The organism is Butyrivibrio sp. AE2032, from assembly GCF_000702965.1.
Window position 1 is genome coordinate 229,103 of the sequence record NZ_JNLF01000004.1, and the last position, 17,761, is coordinate 246,863.

At 46.5% G+C, this 17,761-nt stretch carries 12 protein-coding genes; 2 read left to right on the forward strand and 10 right to left on the reverse strand.

Features of this window, described 5'->3' with window-relative positions:
- Window position 1: 1 nt before the first annotated feature.
- Both BO18_RS15185 and BO18_RS15190 read right to left on the reverse strand, forming a co-directional pair.
- The gene (locus BO18_RS15185; protein ID WP_034447684.1) at window positions 2-3,451 is read right to left on the reverse strand and encodes a PD-(D/E)XK nuclease family protein; all 3,450 of its coding nucleotides are present in this window, start codon (window positions 3,449-3,451) and stop codon (window positions 2-4) included.
- Between the two features lie 76 nt (window positions 3,452-3,527).
- Window positions 3,528-4,415: a hypothetical protein gene (locus tag BO18_RS15190; RefSeq protein ID WP_034447686.1), complete on the reverse strand. Its 888-nt coding sequence runs from the start codon at window positions 4,413-4,415 to the stop codon at window positions 3,528-3,530.
- Between the two features lie 75 nt (window positions 4,416-4,490).
- On the opposite strand from BO18_RS15190, the gene BO18_RS15195 reads away from it, so the two are divergent.
- A complete protein-coding gene (locus tag BO18_RS15195; RefSeq protein WP_034447690.1) occupies window positions 4,491-7,955 on the forward strand; it encodes a DUF4062 domain-containing protein in 3,465 nt (1,154 codons plus the stop codon).
- A gap of 43 nt (window positions 7,956-7,998) precedes the next feature.
- Here BO18_RS15195 and BO18_RS15200 read toward each other — a convergent pair whose 3' ends face one another.
- From BO18_RS15200 to BO18_RS15235, 8 genes are all read right to left on the reverse strand, one after another.
- Window positions 7,999-8,685 carry a hypothetical protein gene (locus BO18_RS15200; RefSeq protein ID WP_034447691.1) on the reverse strand — a complete coding sequence of 229 codons (687 nt, stop codon included), beginning with the start codon at window positions 8,683-8,685 and terminating at the stop codon, window positions 7,999-8,001.
- Between the two features lie 14 nt (window positions 8,686-8,699).
- A complete protein-coding gene (locus tag BO18_RS15205; protein WP_034447693.1) occupies window positions 8,700-11,093 on the reverse strand; it encodes a clostripain-related cysteine peptidase in 2,394 nt (797 codons plus the stop codon).
- Window positions 11,094-11,182: 89 nt separating this feature from the next.
- The gene (gene amrS, locus BO18_RS15210) at window positions 11,183-12,043 is read right to left on the reverse strand and encodes an AmmeMemoRadiSam system radical SAM enzyme (protein ID WP_034447694.1); all 861 of its coding nucleotides are present in this window, start codon (window positions 12,041-12,043) and stop codon (window positions 11,183-11,185) included.
- A 17-nt stretch (window positions 12,044-12,060) separates the two neighbouring features.
- Window positions 12,061-13,479, reverse strand: a complete 1,419-nt coding sequence (gene amrA, locus BO18_RS15215; RefSeq protein ID WP_034447696.1) for an AmmeMemoRadiSam system protein A — start codon at window positions 13,477-13,479, stop codon at window positions 12,061-12,063.
- 93 nt (window positions 13,480-13,572) lie between these two features.
- Window positions 13,573-14,565, reverse strand: coding sequence for a serine hydrolase domain-containing protein (locus BO18_RS15220; protein ID WP_034447697.1), 993 nt, complete (start codon window positions 14,563-14,565; stop codon window positions 13,573-13,575).
- Window positions 14,566-14,642: 77 nt separating this feature from the next.
- A complete protein-coding gene (locus tag BO18_RS15225) occupies window positions 14,643-16,523 on the reverse strand; it encodes a heavy metal translocating P-type ATPase (protein ID WP_034448593.1) in 1,881 nt (626 codons plus the stop codon).
- 77 nt (window positions 16,524-16,600) lie between these two features.
- Window positions 16,601-16,819 carry a cation transporter gene (locus tag BO18_RS15230; RefSeq protein ID WP_034447698.1) on the reverse strand — a complete coding sequence of 73 codons (219 nt, stop codon included), beginning with the start codon at window positions 16,817-16,819 and terminating at the stop codon, window positions 16,601-16,603.
- Window positions 16,820-16,841: 22 nt separating this feature from the next.
- Window positions 16,842-17,171 (reverse strand): ArsR/SmtB family transcription factor, encoded by a 330-nt coding sequence (locus BO18_RS15235; protein WP_242856582.1) that lies wholly within the window; start codon window positions 17,169-17,171, stop codon window positions 16,842-16,844.
- 255 nt (window positions 17,172-17,426) lie between these two features.
- Here BO18_RS15235 and BO18_RS15240 point away from each other — a divergent pair, with 255 nt between their 5' ends.
- Window positions 17,427-17,726, forward strand: coding sequence for an HU family DNA-binding protein (locus BO18_RS15240; RefSeq protein WP_028508121.1), 300 nt, complete (start codon window positions 17,427-17,429; stop codon window positions 17,724-17,726).
- Window positions 17,727-17,761 lie beyond the last annotated feature (35 nt).

Sequence of the window (17,761 nt, forward strand, 5' to 3'; positions counted from 1 at the left end):
CTCACTCCTCCTTTCCCTTATCTTCTTCATCAGCTTGGTCCAGTATCTCTTTCATGGCGAGGATCGTACGTCTGTCTCCACGGTCCATACTCTTATCCGCGCCGATCTTCTTGGTGACGTCATCGTATCCCGGATCTTTCCTGGCTCTTCCGCTCGCTGTAGGTTCCGCGAAATTCTCTGATTTCTTGACGATATCTTCATACTTGCTCTTCGAGCCGGTATTAATCTGAGGTCTTCCCTTCGATGAGGACGGATCGTTTCCGCAATATCCCTTATAGCAGCAGTAACTGCACAGATCCAGATGCGGAACTGCAGTCACGGCGTCAGCCTTGCCCTGTGATATCTGGTCAACGCTTTCCTTTATGATGTGCTTTGAATATCTGATGGCTATCTTTACTGCCTCGTCATCATAACCGGAAAGCTGCGGGAGACATACGAGCGGCTCATCGTCTATATTGGCTTTAAGTCCGACAAGAACATAACCGTAGTCGTCTATTACCGCTTCATTTCCTTCGCGGACATTCTTATCAAGTATCGCTCCGGAATATGCGGGAAGCTGGATCTGGATCCCTTCCAGGAGCTTTACGGCGTCTACGGCTTTATCGCCGCTCTTATAGTCGATCGTTCTTATATGAACCGTGCCGTCCGCATCTTTCTTCATGTCAAACCTGTCAATAAAGCCGGAGAATTTCAGATCTATGCCTTCGTAAGGTATATCCAGTGTAAGGCCTTCCCCGCCTATCTTTTCCTCCACGCCTTCAGGGACAAACCCGGTATCGACGGAATCCTGCAAAACATCTCTGAACATCTTGCCGAACATCCTGCGGAGCTTGGCATATGTATCCATCTCAAACGTCTTATCAGTCGGATTGCCTTCTTTATCGACTGAACCGAAAACCGCTCTGGAAGCAACTGCAGCCTTCAGGCATTTGTCCGCAAATTCATCGTATTTACCCTCATCTTCAAGGAGTTCTCTTGCCATCTTTTCAAACACCGCAGGATCTTTACCGCTCTCATCCCTCAGCGTTCTGTAAGCAGTCTCGAACATTCCGTGGATAAGACTTCCGAAGGAATTGACCTGCACCTTGGTGTTGTCTTCTCTCGGCTCGATCCTGAGCTGTTTTTTGAGCATGAACTGGAATGCGCATTGCCTGAAGCTTTCTATCGACGAAACGCTGACATAAATGACCTTGGCCTTCCCGCCGTCCCTGTTTACTGTAAGAAGTCTCGACATGATATCGGGAGGTATCGCTGCCTTTTCAAAATCGTGATTGAAGATCACCTGTTCACCGGCTATGGGATTCTTAAACGTGTTTACTATGTGGTACTCAGGATCAGTGCATCTCTCGAGGAAATCGAAAACACGGCTCTTAGCCGCACCATACTCATGCACCATGCAGATCCTGTCAGTTGCGGATCCCAGTATGAGACAGGCCGTAATGAATTCCTCACGCATCTTGCTCTCCGCCTTATCAGGCAGTTCGATGCTTTCAGTCGAAGAAGACAGGCTCTTGAGTTCGGAACCGCTCAAAAGGCCTTCCCTCATCCTCATATACGGAAAATTATCTTTCTGAGCACCGATGATAAACAGCACTTTGCACGGTGTCACAAAAGCGTGCTCGGGAGTGGTTATCTCGATCGAATCCACCTTCAAAGGGATCGTTCCCTCGGTACGGTTCCTCATGTCTGTCCTCAGCATGGAGATAAAATCCTTCTGGCTTATCTCACAGTCGTTCATCTCATGAGTCGAGCACATGAGCAGGCTTACGAGCTCATCGTATCCGCGCACCAGAGCTACTGCCGCAGCATCGTCCCCGCGGTCCGATAATTCATCCCTCAAAGGCTCGATAAAGCTTCTCATCTCATCGAAATACTTGAGGCTCGCGCCGGCCTTCCCGGCCAGGGTCTTTTCGCTATAGATCAGATCACAGGCTTTCTTCAGCGGAATGAGTTTTCCGGTAACGATTTGCTCATAAAAGAACTTTCCCGCATCGACAAAACCTTCATCAATTCCGGGAACTGTCCCCTTTATTATCCAGAGTTTCCGTGCCTTTCCGTTCTCACCGTCATCAATGTCGACATAGGCATTCTCATCAAAGAGCCTGACGGCATCAACTATATTCTTTGCGTAACAGTAATTCTCAAAACTGTCAGCTATATAAGGCGGTATCCTGAGCATGCCGGAGCGCATCGCCTTCATGACGAGTTCGAGCGCAAAACCGGATCTCGGCAATTCCAAAAGGATCTGCATCATATATGGAACGACAGTCCCTCCCAAAGCGATCTTGCGGTCGATAAAAACATCAAGACCGTATAATTCGGCAGTGCTCCTCATCCTGGGGAGGATATCCTCATTGCAGCATACTATCCTTATGTCACGGTATCTGTATCCTTGGTTCCTGGTAAGATCAATGATCTCACTGAAAATGTATCCGACCCTGTCATCAATGCCTGCAAGCTCGGCCAGTCTCACTTTTCCTTGTGTATCAAGTCCTTCCGGATTAATATCAAACGCAAAATCGTGAACAAGAGCACTTAACACGTCATCATTATCAGGAACGTCAAGCAAATCCTGAACGGCACCGTTTTCTTTGAGCATCTCCATGAAATCCGCACCGGTCTTATACACGGAGGAGAATCCGGCATCGCAGCTTTCCGCAAGGACATTGAATTCGATATCGCTCCCGAGATCCGACAGGAGAGATACGAGCCTTATCTCTTTAGGCGTCAGCATACGGGTAGCACCAAAACCGATAAAGACGATCTTAGACTTTAAGACCGCGGAAAGTCCGCTCCTTCGCCTCGATGACAGTTCACCGGCGGACAGCTGCGACAGTTTCTCACATGCCATCGCGATAGGTTCACGCAGAAGATTAAGACCGAACTTCACATTCAGATGCTCAAGCTCGCTCATTATGAGATGGAGATCCCTGAGCTTATTTACAAACGCAGGAGATGCAGATGTGTTATCCAGAGAACTTATGGCATTCCCGATGTCGGAGATACCGACTCCGTATCTCGAGAAGTCGCCAAGGAGAGCTATCATCATATTGATATAGTCGATCCTCGAAGACAGAGCACCGAAAGCCTTCAGCTTGTCCCTGTTATTAGTCAGGATATTGTAGATTGCGTTGCGGAGCATGATCTCCCCGCCTTCGGCGACATAATTGACACCGAGATCGTCAAGGATGTTTCCTGCGAGTTTCCTGAAGCTCAGAACGTCGCCGGAGACCAGCGATGCGGAAAGCGTCAGTTCACCGCCTTCGACATCTATCCTGCTGTTTTCCCTGCCGCCGTCCTCTTTAAATGCCAGGACTTCACGTTCAACCTGCGCCTTGGCAAATTCCGGAGCGACGAAGATTATCTCCCTGCCGGCTGATTCCTTAAGCGCTGCTTTGATAATGTCACCGGAAACAGGCTTTATCGCACTGTAAGTCTTGAATCTTATCATAACCATACCTCAGAAATTCTTTCTGATATGATTGTACGATATGTCCTGTCTTTTTCAATGCGATTAATGGGACAGTTCACATGGTCATGACCTTGATGTGTTCCTGTTTTTTGAAAAGTTCAGAACCGACAATGGCATTAAACGGATCACTGTATCCGCGGTTGTCCGGAAGAACGTTGACAAAAACTATATCAGACAATTCACCACACATAAAACTGACCGTACTCGGGAAAAGGAATATCTTCTTTCCGTCAAATATCTTATCGAGCAGCTGCCCCGGAATGTTCTTGGGACATTCTATTATCTCCATAGAATCGCTTGTGTAAACGAACTCATCTCTGGGGTGCCTTTTCAGAACGATCTGATCAAACCCGAAAACACGGATAATGTAATCGACTATCTTAACCGTAAGGCTGTCATCCGCACCGAAATCCTCTCCGAATGGCGTGGTAAAGAGCACCGGGGTCTTGGGATCCAGATGGGAAAGCTTGCTGATGTCTTCCTCATATATCGACGCAAAATGTCCGACAACCTCATCCGTTACATCCAGAGCACAGACTGAAGCGGCCTTCGCGGTCGAAGATGCAAGTTCTGGTCTGAACATATAGAGTCTTTTGCCTTTATAAAATGCATATCCGTTTTCAGCCGGAACATAGTCGAACAGTCCGTCTTCGACAAGAACAATCTCCGCGGCATTCACACCGGCGTAAAACGGGAGCAGATCATCAGGAACATAAGAGGACATATATACCCTGTTCCACACGGTTCCGCATATATCTTCATATCTGACGTATCTAAGCGCCGGATAGAGTCTTACGATATCCTTTTGAAGCGAGGCAAAAGTCTCAGGATTACACACATAATGGGGATTGATGGTATAAGCATCCTGATCCGAAGGGATCCGGACCAGACATTCTTCCATAAAGATCATGATATTCTGGATCAGATACAGATTGCTTGTCATATGGCATTTCCTTCATGGTACAATCTTTTCATATAGATTATGCACCATTTTGCATTTGTGTAAATGCCGGAAGATATGAGCAAGACAGACAAGATACCGATCAGGAATAAGAACATCAGGTTATTCATCAGTTCCACTTTCAAGGATTTTACCGAAGAAAGAAGGATACTGAACGAAGAAGTATTTCCGGAGATCTCGAGATACTGCGAAGAGAAAGGATTTGTGTTCCAGGTAGTAGACCTGAGATACGGTGTCCCTCTTGAAGCGAGCGAAGATCACACGATAATGAAGATCTGCCTGGAAGAGGTTGCCAGATGCCGCAACACCGGCTACTACTTAAACTTCCTGATGATGCTCGGTGACAGATACGGTTATACACCCGAACCCATGTCGATAAAGAAAGAGGACTTTGATCTCCTCATCGATTGGGTCTGCACTTATCACGGTGAACTTGAACCGCTCATCAGGAGCCACTACACCCTGGACGAGAACTTCATTCATCCGTCATATGCATTCCATGCCGGCAAAGACACAACTGATGAACAACGCGAAAAGATGCAGGAACTGTTCAAGCAGGCATTCCTGAGCAGTGAACTCCGTGAGAAGCTCGGAGAAGGAAAAGTCAATGAATACTTCCTTTCGGCCACAGGACAGGAGATATGGAAAGGAATGCTGAGCGTCGATGACGAGGAAGCGCTTAAGCACATCATATGCCTGTACCGTCATCAGAGATCGGCTGAACCCGAGACAGGCATTACGCAAAAAGCTCTTAAGACGCTGTTATCCGATGTAAAAGAACATTTCGAGAAACACAGCATAAACAGCAGTGATTCCGTATACGATCTCGTGTGCGAAGACGAACACGATGCCCGTTACTTTGAAGAATTCAAAACAGATATGTTGTCCGCCATCAGAAGGATCGCGGATGACTCGATAAAACAGTATATTTCAGCAGACATCTCAGACCGGAAAAAGCACGACCTTTTCATGCGAAGCTATCTGGGCCTCCCTCCGGAAGGTCCTTACGATGCCGGCCCGCTGATGCGCGGCCGTGAAAAAGAGCTTTCAGCCGTACAGGCTTTCCTTGATGAAGATAAAGAACACGACGTGTGTCTCATTTCAGGAAAACGCGGCAAGGGCAAGACTTATCTTATGGCTCTGCTGGCGGCGAAGATGCAGAACATGGAAGAACAGGGTGACTGCGTAATCTGCAGGTTTGTCGGAGGGACTCCGGGAAGCACCGATCCCGTTATCCTGGTGGAAAGCATCTACAGGCAGCTATGTGCGGAAGCAGGCATTACCGCAACCCCTCACACCTCATACAGCAAATCGTGCGAAGCACTGAAATATATCATCGCCGAATACTTCGGGAGCAACAAGAAACGCAAGGTCTTCATTATCGTAGACGCGGCTGACCAGATCGCTTTCAAGCGCAAGGATGAAAGGACTCTCTGGATACCCGAAGGCATATCAGACAATGTTAAGGTCATCGTCAGCAGCAATGACAAAAAATCTGTTCCCAAAAACACACCGGCAATAAGACTCGGGAGCTTGAGATCTGATGATGTATCCGAGGCCGTATCCGCACTCCTTTCCAAAGAGGGACGCACTGTCAGCAGCCAACAGATGGAACTCCTTCTTTCCGTCTACAAAAAAGTGGGCAGGCCCATTTACATCAGATATCTCGCAAACATCATCACGGGCTGGCAGAGCTCTGATTTAAAGCGTCCTGCAGATCTCGGAATAACCGGAAACGAGAAAGATCCGAAAGATTATATTGACGAAGTCCTCGGGATATACATCAGCGGTCTTCAGAAGAAATTCGGTAAAGCTCTGGTCAGATACACTCTCGGATATTTACTGATATCGGAACACGGATTATCCGAAAGAGAACTGCTCAGGCTTTTGGCTTTTACGCCCGAAGTAATGAAAGAATACAAGAACTACTTTCATGCCAGGAAAAGTGATGTAGATAAAATAACCAAGCTCGGTGAGATACCTTATATGGTATGGTCACGTTTTTATTACAGTGTCAGGGGATCACTTAAGGAAGTCGAATTCAACGGCGACATTCTTTACGATTACTATCACCTCACGGCAGCCGAAGCCGTGGAACATATACTGGGCGACGACTTCATTAAAGAATGCCGCAGCCTTCTCTGCAGTTACTATGAGAGCAGACCATACTTTCCTTTCGAAAACAAACTGAAACCCGACACCAGAAAAGTCTCCGAATTAACATATCAGTATTGCCGGGCAAAAGACACCGGACACCTTCTGGAACTCATAAAGAGCCCTGAGTACATATCAGCCATGTACGGTGCCGGCAATTTCTATATGCTTACTGATGTTCTGAAAACAGTCTGGAAATCGTCAGGCCGTCAGAAGGACGCCATAGCAACAAAGATGTTTGAAGACACTCTCAGATATTATGTCGGGAACGATGTCACAGATCCTTTCCTTGAAAGAGTTCACAGTGCCTTGGCATTCGATGAGGATGACAGGATAAGAAGTCTTCATAAAGCAGTTTTCGAAAAAGGCTTCAGCGCACCTTATATCGAGTCATTGATAAAGGAAGTCTATACCGGCAGAGATACCTCCGCCCTGGCTAAATTCTTTGAGCTTCAATGCAAAGCCAAAAGGATGAACTCCCTCAGAAGAAAATACTCAAAGCAGCAGGAAGTGGAAGATCTGCTAAATTATCTCGAGAGTGCTGACGGAGTAGCCGTTATAGAAGATTATCTCGGGTCAGCACCGGAGCTGTCTGACAAACAATCCAAGAATCTCTTCGCGGAACTTTCCAGGATGTATTATGAGATATCTTATGTAAACTATCTGTCAGGTGATAAAACCGATGCAAGAAAATACATGAAGCGCAGCATCAGTTATGCAAGACGAAGCAACAATGAGATCAGCATGCAGATCTCCCTTCTGGTCTATTTTCAGATCATCATGTATACCAATCCTCTTGCCATACACAGCAAATACTTTTTGAAAAAATATATCGACACGGTAAAAAATGCGCTAAAGATATTTTCCGGGAACAGCAGCGATAGCGAGAACGCGTCCAGATGGGTTTCCAACGCATATGTTTATCTCGTTCAGGGTTACTTTTTCAGCAACAACAGAAAGATGGCCGAAAAATATGAGAATAAATACATGGCCAGTTCCTGGATAAGGAACAACAAGTCACACAACAAAACCCTGCATCCGTACACACTTATCCTGAGCAAAGACGACAGCGGACTCAAAGACTCCGTAACAGGAGCGATCGAGAAACTTAACAAAGCCAGGACAAAGGGCGAAGGCATCAGCATCGAATTTGCCGTTCTTGATCTTTATCTGATGCTGGCAGGACTGAATAAACTCATCGACAGAACAGGTGCCGCCGCATGTTCCGGATTTATCAGTGACGCTTCCGGGTTCTACGAATACTTCTATAACACCGGCAACTGTACCGATTCTATGGGCAACATGTATTTCAAAGAACATATCGACAGTGAATACAGAAAGATGAAGGAAAAGACAGACATGATCTGATCCTGATCAGACGTATCCGTTCCTTGGCTCTTTTGTCAGTTTGTCATTTCAAAGAATCCATCAGTCTTATCTTGGGTCTGTCAGGTTTCTGCTCAAAACTCAAAGTGCAGATGAGAGCGGTTGCAACGCCCTGAAGATCAAAGTGGGAATTGAATATCCCGATACTGTTCGAATACTTTTCACCGATATTGATCTGCGGAAGTCCCATAGAATAACCGAAAAGCAGATAAGGGATATTTACGTGCATGATCTCCCTTACGGTCTTCTTTTCGATGAACAGCACTCTCTTATCCGTGATCACTTTGCCCGTCTTTCCGTGAACAAAGATGCCGTCATCGTTATAAAGGATGATCTTTTCCGATGTCTGCAGGTTTCCTGATATCCTGTTTACGATATCTCTCATATTTTCCTCACGGATACCTGGTGCCGAGATCTCGTTAAAATTCAGCAGATAATCGCGCATATACTGCACTATCTTCTCAGACGAATCATAGTCGTTCAGCGTACGGACAAAAGCCGAGATCGTGGGAGCGGTCTTCGGATTATCAAGAAGTTTCTTATAGTCCCATTCGTAGACAAACCAGTCTTTGCTTACAGGGCTGTCACCGACTTCCTTCCTGGTCGTATCATCGAGGGTAAATTCACTTCCGCAGTATTTGCATACCAACCTGTTTCTGTTGTCGGAAAGCTCAAGTTTTCCAGAACAGTTGGGACATTTGTTTAACTCCATTATTGTTATCTCCGTTACTCGTATTCGTAATAATAGATGTCGCCATTTTCATCGACATTGAACTCAACAAAATCTGTCAGATAGAAATCGTAATAGATGTCATCGATACAGAATGCATACAGGAAATCAGCGGTATCCAGTGGCGCATAGACGAGTTCGAAAGTTCCGGAAACAACATATTCAGCACCTTCCCACTCATACTCATTGTCATCGTCTTCATCAAGTGATATGGAGACATATGTCGGAACGATCTTATCTCCCGGAACCACGGGTGTTACCTGTCTTGAAGAAGCACCGTTCTCATCTATTCCGTCCCAGGCACCTTCAACAACCGCTTTTCCCGTATCCAGGTCCATCCTGATGCGAAGATTAGTCTCAATGCCGTTCAGAAGCACGGGAGATGAATAGATGACATAATCATAGTCCATGTCAACAATGGAAGTTGACAGATTCTGTCCGTCAGGAAGGGACAGCCAGTAACCGTCAAATCCGTCTTCGAACTTTCCCGTCTCCCAATCACAGTAAACGTCATAAGTCTCTCCGAGAAGCAGAGCCTCATTTTCTTCATCGAGCACCTGATAGACAAAGGCACTGACTGATGATGTGCGGTCAACGCTCTTCGGAGTAAGCGTGAACGAATAGTAGCCGTCTTCGTTGATGCAGGGTTCTTTAAGGAAACTGATGCAGGGACTCTCACCTGTCGGCTCATAATAATCCGCATAGTCCCAGTGGTCGTTGTTTACTGAACGGGTGCGGTAGAATCCGGAATCGGAATCGTAATCAAAGAATCCGCCTGAGCTCCAGCAGTCATCGTCATCAAACCAATAATCATCGCTATAGCCGAAATCATCATCCGAATAGCCATAGTCATATGCGGTGTAGTCATAATCCTGGTCTTCGTCATCACAATACCAGTCGTCTTCATCCTCATCGTAATACCAGTACTCGTGTGACGATTCATCATAGTAATAACAGACATCATCTTCGGTGAAATAATAATAACCGGAATCGGCATCATAATATCCGTAATCACCATCACCGTAATCATCATAGTTGATGGAACTGCTGAAATCCTGACGGTCCACAAAAGAAGAATAAAACGGACTGATGCTTACATTTTCGAAAATGCTGAGTTCCATAGAACCTTCAACAGACAGAGGATAATAGATGGACATTCCGGAGCACCCGTAATGCCTCTTACCGGTAACGTTGTATGAGACGGCCGCATTTATGGCGGAAATGGCATCATCTACGTCAACATAATCACTGCAGGCATTGATAAGACCGCCGAGATCGACCATGTTCGTATATCCTTCCAATCTGTTGTTGCCGCCGAAATTATCAGCCGCCTCTATCTCCCTGATCATGTCCGTAAGTATCGATGTGCTCTCACTCGCCTCATACATGCCTTTCGCAAAGATATTGAAAGCCTTTATAACATCATCGATCATATCGAGTTCGATAACGGACATGGTAACATCATCACAATCATCGTCTCTTTCGCATGCCTCATAAAAACTGTCGCAGACTACTGTTCCGACATCATCGCCGCTGCATTCAGGGTTTTGCGCAAGATAATCACCGAGCGCGGTGTAATCCCATCCGCTCCCGGGTTCCGTTTCCTGTGACGCTATCATGTAACTGGAATATGAAGCAAGGATGTTCGCCGTCTCGACAGTACTCATCAGGCACGCATCAAAACCTATAAACTCGAAACGGTCGGTCATGTCCTCGAACGCACTTAAGAGCGCGCAGTCGATCTCACGAATACCCAGAGAATCGGAATCATATAATTCATCGAAGCATACTCCGGAAATGCTTCCTCCGCCGTGATTCCAGAAGATGAGACCCATGCGCTCGGCAGGATATTCCTTTACACCCCACTTCAGAAAATCAGCCAGTGTCGCCGAGTCGCCCATATTGGAATCCTTCAGGCTTTCCACGAGAACCGCATCGTGGTCCTCAATTACGAACCTGTCGCACCCGCCGTCAGAAGCATAATTATTCTGCCATTCATATGCACCTCCGGTCTGGACAACAAAACGCACTTTATCAGATGAAGCGGCATCACACATTTCTTCAAGATCGTATGTGGCCGCACCGTCATCAGACTCAAGATCAGAGCCGCACAGATATACAAATACAGTCCAGCTCCCGTCTTTAGCCATGGGTTTCTCGGCAGATTCCGGTCTCGTTATAGTCGTATCACCGGTATTACGGTCAACCGTCATCTGAACCGAAGCTGCCGTAAGCAAATGGCTGTCACGGTCATCAGTGGGTTTTGTCTGTGTGGTCTGATGGGTCTCATGACCATCGTCATCATAGTCATCATCAAAATCACAGCCTGTGAACAGGCTCAAAACAAGGCCGGCGGCCAAAATCGAGGAAAGTATTCTTTTAATATGCATATAATAACTCAGCTCCTTATTATCTCAACTTGCCTAATGATACCCGAAATAGGTACAACTGCAAATAATATCTTCGTCTGAACGGAACATCAGCAGTTGCCGGTATACACATACTTCAGAGTCTCCCGCGCGGTTTCGGCAAGTCCGTAAACCGTTCCCACAGGCGTGGGAGGACGGTCGGTCATATGAAAACACGGGAAAAACCTGGAGACATGCAGAGGGATATCTTTGCCGCACACATTGCCGGACGCGTCTTTCAAAGAAGCTATCCAATCTGTCATCTCCTTGATCATTTCATGAGAATCGTTGATCCCGGGAACGATGAGGCAGGTCAGTTCAACGTGCGATATCTTCACAGCCTCCGTTATGAATTCCATTGTCATCCTCATATCGCCGCCCATAACATGCTTATAAGTATCGGGATCGAAACACTTGAGATCGATATTCATCGCATCGATATAAGGTCCGATCTCTTCCAGGACGGACAGTTCCGCAGTACCGTTGCTCACTATGACATTTTTCATTCCTTTTTCGTGCGACAGCCTGGCAGTATCGCGAACGAATTCATAACCTATAAGCGGTTCATTATATGTAAAAGCGATCCCGATATTTCCGTTCTTTTTCTGTCTTTCCGCTGCAGATACCAGTTGTTCCGGGGTTATCGTCTCTGCACTTACGGTAAATTCCGCTGATTCTTCACCCCATGAGATCTCGCTGTTCTGACAAAAAGGACACCTCAGATTGCAGCCGTAGCTTCCTGCGGATAGAATCTTTGAGCCCGGATAGAAGCGATGGAGAGGTTTCTTCTCGATAGGATCCAAAGCCAAAGCGGTTATCTTTCCGTAGTTTGAATCAGCAACCCTGTCAGCAAGACCTATCCTCGCTCCGCAGAAACCCATACTGCCTTCTTTAAGATCACAATGCCTGAAGCAGACATGACATCTGGACATATAACCTACCCCGCACGTTAAGTATGACGCACCACTTCGAAGCGCTGGAGATAATACTTCTCATCAGGACTTATGCCGCCCTTCTGCATCGCGATCGCAACCTGGTAATCGACTGTATCCACACCTTCCAGATCAGGAAGCAGAAGACCGCGTCTGCCATCGGAAGTCGAGACTATAACTCCATAACGTTTAACATCAAGCTGCTCCTTCGACTCGATATCTTCGGGATCGCCAAGAACATCGACATTGATCTCGAGGAACGGAAGTTCATCTTCCGACACAAGATCGAATCTCGGATCACTCACAGCCGCTTTTATTGCATTATTTGCTATTTCCTGCGCTATGCTTCCCGTGGTGGGAAGTATCGTTCCTATACATCCGCGGAGACTGCCGTATTTATGTAGGGACACAAATGCTCCTGCTTTTTTATTCAGAAGCTGATCTATATCCTCTCCGTCCTTTGCGAGCTGATACAGATCATCAGGTATACTGAGCCTTTTGCGCTCTCTGACATATCTTTCAATCGAGAGTCTGGCTAGACGGACATATATGTCAGATGCTGCCATCTTCTCTGTTTCAGCCTGTTTTGCCCTTGTAAGATATTGCTCCAGGAAATTTCTTTCGGAGTCATCTCCGTCCTCAGGACGGAATGTGCATATTCCGTAACCTACTCCGGTTACATCTTCGTGAGACAGAACTTCCGCTCTGACTTGTTTGCCGTCCCAGATACCCGCCATTATCACGAATGAACGGTGTCCGCATTCAGCGGCCTTGTCACAGAAATCCTCGCTGAAATCGAAGAGTTCGTCAAACCGGGCACTGCCCATGACGTCCATGATGCGGTCGTCATACTCGGGGCCTTCTTTTGCAAACCCGTACGGACCGTAATCCTGAAGTTTATGTGAAAGATCTCCGCTCGCAACAAAGACCGCCCGTCTTCCGAGTTTTTCTATTGCTTCCGCAATTATAAGACCCAGCCTGTAGTGTTCGACTAAATGTAGTCCTGAAAGCCCTATCCTTACTATCTTTCCGCCCTTGTATTTTCCCCGGATAAACCACAAAGGGACCATTGTCCCGTGATCAAGTTCCTTCTGTTTCTCGCCAAGTGTACCGCACGGAAACAACTCAGTGTCAGCTATCTCGCAGATCGCATTTACGAGTTCCTCATCGTATTCCTCATCAAACGTGACAGATGGTGCACCAAACCCGGAAAACGACCCCACGGCTCTGTTTCCGGGAGAAATATGAAAATAGTCGCCGTACATAACGGAATGCGGACTGGTGATAACGATCGTCTCGGGCTTGATCGCTGCGATCTCGTCAGCTACCTTCTCATATGATGCGATTGTCTTCGCAACCTGCTTCTCGCTTCCCCTGCCGACACCGGGAACGATCAGAGGGGGATGAGGGACCATAAATGAAGCAACGAACGGCATAATGTCACCTTCTTCCGTTAATACTGTTCGGATGTTAAAACTTCGTTTTTCTTCTTCAATTATATCATTGCAAAAGTATCAGAACCCGTCCGGTCACACCGCTAAAGCCGGAAGGACTTTGGTCTCGACGAATTCAACCCTGTCATATATAGCAGGCTTGAATGTGCCAGTCACTCCGACGGAAACACCCAGTTCCTTATTGACGTAGATCAGATTACCTCCGTCACCTATCGCTGCAAAGACCTCTCTTCCGCTGTATGGCTTGTACCAGAGATATCCGTACTCCATATTTCCGAATCTCTCACCAAGCCTGATACGGGGCTTGAGCATTTCTTTCATGTAACTTTCCGAAATGATCCTCTTTCCCCCGAATACTCCGTTGTTTAAGACCAGATCTCCGAGTCTGGCAAGGTCTCCGGCGGAAAGACACAGTCCCCACCCGGCCGTAACAGAACCCTTGGGATCTGAATACCATTCATTCTTTCTGGGAGCCTTATTCATGAGAAAAACAAACTGATCTTCTTTTGAACTGTCGCCGTGGATCTTATGCTCAGGTATTCCCAATGGCGTAAACAATTCCATGTTGGCCAGATCGATCAGTTTCTCACCGGAAGCATTCTCGATTATCCCGGCAAGGATCTGTATTCCGAGTGTCGCATACTTAAACTCACCCGTTATTCCTGCGCGCCCTCCAAGAAGATCCAGCACTGCCAGTGTCCAGTCATCTGAAGTGCATACTTTTTTCCACGGTTCGGAACGGTACTTATATGGTGCCGTCATGGTAAGAAGATGCTCTACTGTTACATCGTAAATCGTTTTCTCTCCGCGCTTGATCTGATAACCGGGAAAGAATGATATGACCTTCTGACCAACATCAGAGATGTAACCTTTATCAATTGCGATACCCGTCAGCAAAGACATTACGCCTTTGGTCACCGACATGACATTGACCGCATCGGAAGTCGTATATCCATGCCAGCAGTCCTCATAGACGGCAGCACCATCCTTTGTGGCGCATATCTGGCAGATATTGCTCTCGTTACCCTTGCTTTCCTCAACTGCTTTGTGGAGTTCATTTTTGTTCATAATAAGCCTCTTTTAATCAGTATTCGGACGTCCTGATTAGTAGGCTAATATGATTAAAAATTCTTTTCAAGTACTTTTTATCCGTTGATCTTTCTCATGCATCTCATTGCATTGAGGATAGCGATTATAAGCACTCCGACGTCACCGAATACGGCAAGCCACATGTTAGCTATTCCAAGTGCACCGAGGATAAGGATCACCGCTTTGACACCGAGAGCGAAAATAATATTTTCCCAGACGATCTTCATTGTTTTTCTCGCGATCCTGATGGCATCGGCGATCTTCGACGGCTTGTCGTCCATAAGAACGACATCAGCAGACTCTATCGCAGCATCGGAACCCATCGCGCCCATAGCGATACCGCAGTCTGCGCGCATAAGTACGGGAGCATCATTTATCCCGTCGCCGACAAAAGCAAGTCTTCCCTTTTCCGAGCTCAGCAATTCTTCCACTTTAGCTACTTTATCCGCGGGAAGGAGCTCAGCAAAGAATCCGGTCAGTCCGAGTTTGTTTGCAACACTTTCGGCAACGCTGTGCTTGTCTCCGGTCAGCATGATAAGCTTCCTGACGCCGACATTCTTCAGCCCCTTAACGGCAGCTTCGGAATCGGGTTTTATCTGATCGTTGATAATGATGTGTCCGAGATAATCGACCACTCCGTTATCTTCTCTTGCAACGTGTATTATCGTCCCGGTCAGATGACAGTCGTGCCATTTGGCACCGCACATCTCCATGAGCTGGCCGTTGCCGCAATAATATGTTTTTCCGTCCACTACCGCTTTTACGCCCTTGCCCGCGATCTCACTTACGTCACCGATAAGGGACTTGTCGATATGTCCCTCATGCGCTCTTACGATCGACTGCGCAACAGGATGGCTGGAAAAGCTCTCACAGCATGCTGCGATATCTTTCAGTTCAGCAACGCTGACTATATTCGGATGGACATCATCAACTTCAAATACACCCTTGGTCAGTGTTCCCGTCTTATCGAAAACAACAGTATCTATCTTCGAGAGCACTTCCATATATCCGGCACCCTTGATCAGTATGCCGTCCTTGGATGCACCGCCAAGGCCTCCGAAGAAAGAAAGCGGAACAGATACGACAAGAGCACACGGGCAAGATACAACCAGGAAAACACAGGCTCTGGTAAGCCATTCTTTCCATACTTCCCAGCTGCCTATTCCCAGGAAGAGCGGAGGGACGATACCGAGTATCAGCGCTGCGATAACAACTGCAGGTGTATAGTATCTTGCAAACTTCGTGATAAAATTCTCGACTTTTGCTTTCTTGTCGGAAGCATTCTCGACAAGTTCCAGTATCTTGGATACGGTACTCTGTCCGAAAGTGGATGTAGTTCTTACTTTTATAACTCCCGTAAGATTCAGCGTACCCGATATGACATTATCGCTGTAAGTCTTATCGACCGGAGCAGACTCGCCTGTCAGAGCCGCCTGGTTAACTGTACTCGTTCCTTCGATGATAACACCGTCCAAAGGGATCTTTTCTCCGGGTTTTACAACAATGGTCTCACCTATCTCAACTTCGTCGGGAGAAACTTCGATCTCTTCTCCGCCTCTTAAAACGCAGGCACTGTCAGGTCTTATATCCATAAGCTTGGCAATGGATTTGCGCGACCTTCCGACAGCTATGCTCTGAAACAATTCTCCAACCTGGTAGAAGAGCATAACGAATGATGCTTCCGGATATTCACCGGTGCCGAACGCACCGACTGTGGCGACCATCATCAGAAACTTCTCATCAAACACCTGACCGTGGATCAGATTGATAAATGCAGTCTTAAGGACGTCATATCCTGCGATAACATAGGGAATTGCATATAAGATGAGCTCAACCCACCACGGCAGTTCGACAAAATGAAGAACTGCTGCGATAACCGCCAGCAATGCCACTGCGATGATTATCCTGATGAGCATCTTTTTCTGTTTTTTGGTCAGCTTGTATTTCATAACTAATGATCTTCTACCACGGATAAATTACAAAGCCGCAGCTGATGCACTGCGGATTGTTGTTCTCAGAGTAATACGGTGCAGTCAGGCTCGACTTTTGCGATAGCCTTAACAGCGAGTTTTACTATCTTGTCAAACTCGTCATCATCAGCTTCGATGGTCATCTTCTGCTTGATAAAGCTTACCTCACAACACTTAACGCCGGGGATCTTAAGGATGGCTTCCTGCATCTTCATGGCGCAGTTTGCGCAATCAAGATCTTCAAGTTCAAATGTCTTTTTCATATTTATTTCTCCTATAAATTTATTATTCCGTTAAATGCTCATATCCCTGAGCGATAATCGACTTGACGTGTTCGTCTGCAAGTCTGTAATAGATGGTCTTCCCGTCCCTTCTGCTCTCAACCAGATTGGCGGCTTTCAAAACCTTCAGCTGGTGTGAGATAGCTGACTGGGTCATGCCAAGAAGATCAGCTATAGCACATACACACATCTCATCTTCATAAAGTGCATACATTATCTTGATCCTGGTCGTATCCCCGAAGATCTTAAACAGGTCTCCAAGGTCCTGTAACAGCTCATCTGCGGGCATATCGGCCTTTACATGTTCAAGCAATGCGTCGTGATTATGAGGCATTTCGGTTATCTCCTTCCGCATATCATATGAACGATTGCTCATATGTTCATTTGTTCATTATACTATCACATCGTTTTTGCAGTGTCAACTAGGTGGATCACCACCCCCAAAATGCCGAAAATTAAGGCTTTTTTGCAAAAAAAGTGCTCAAATTCCCTTGTTTTTAATGTCAAAGAACTTTATAATATCGACATTGTCGAGGGGGAAAGACCTCTAAGGCAAAAGATTTTTTAACCCATTAGGGAGGAATTAATAATGAACAGAACAGAATTAGTTGATGCAATCGCTGTAAAGGCTGACATCTCCAAGAAGGATGCTGACGCTGCAGTTAAGGCTTTCATCGAAGTAGTTTCTGATGAGCTTCAGAACAAGGGTAAGGTTCAGCTCGTTGGTTTCGGTACATTCGAGACATCCGAGAGAGCTGCAAGAACAGGCCGTAACCCTCAGACAGGCGCTGCTACAAAGATCAAGGCTTGCACAGCTCCTAAGTTCAAGGCTGGTAAGGCACTCAAGGATAAGGTTAACACAAAGCCTTCCAAGAAGAGCAAGAAGTAATCTTAATCAACTGATTATGCTAAATAGAAGAGGTT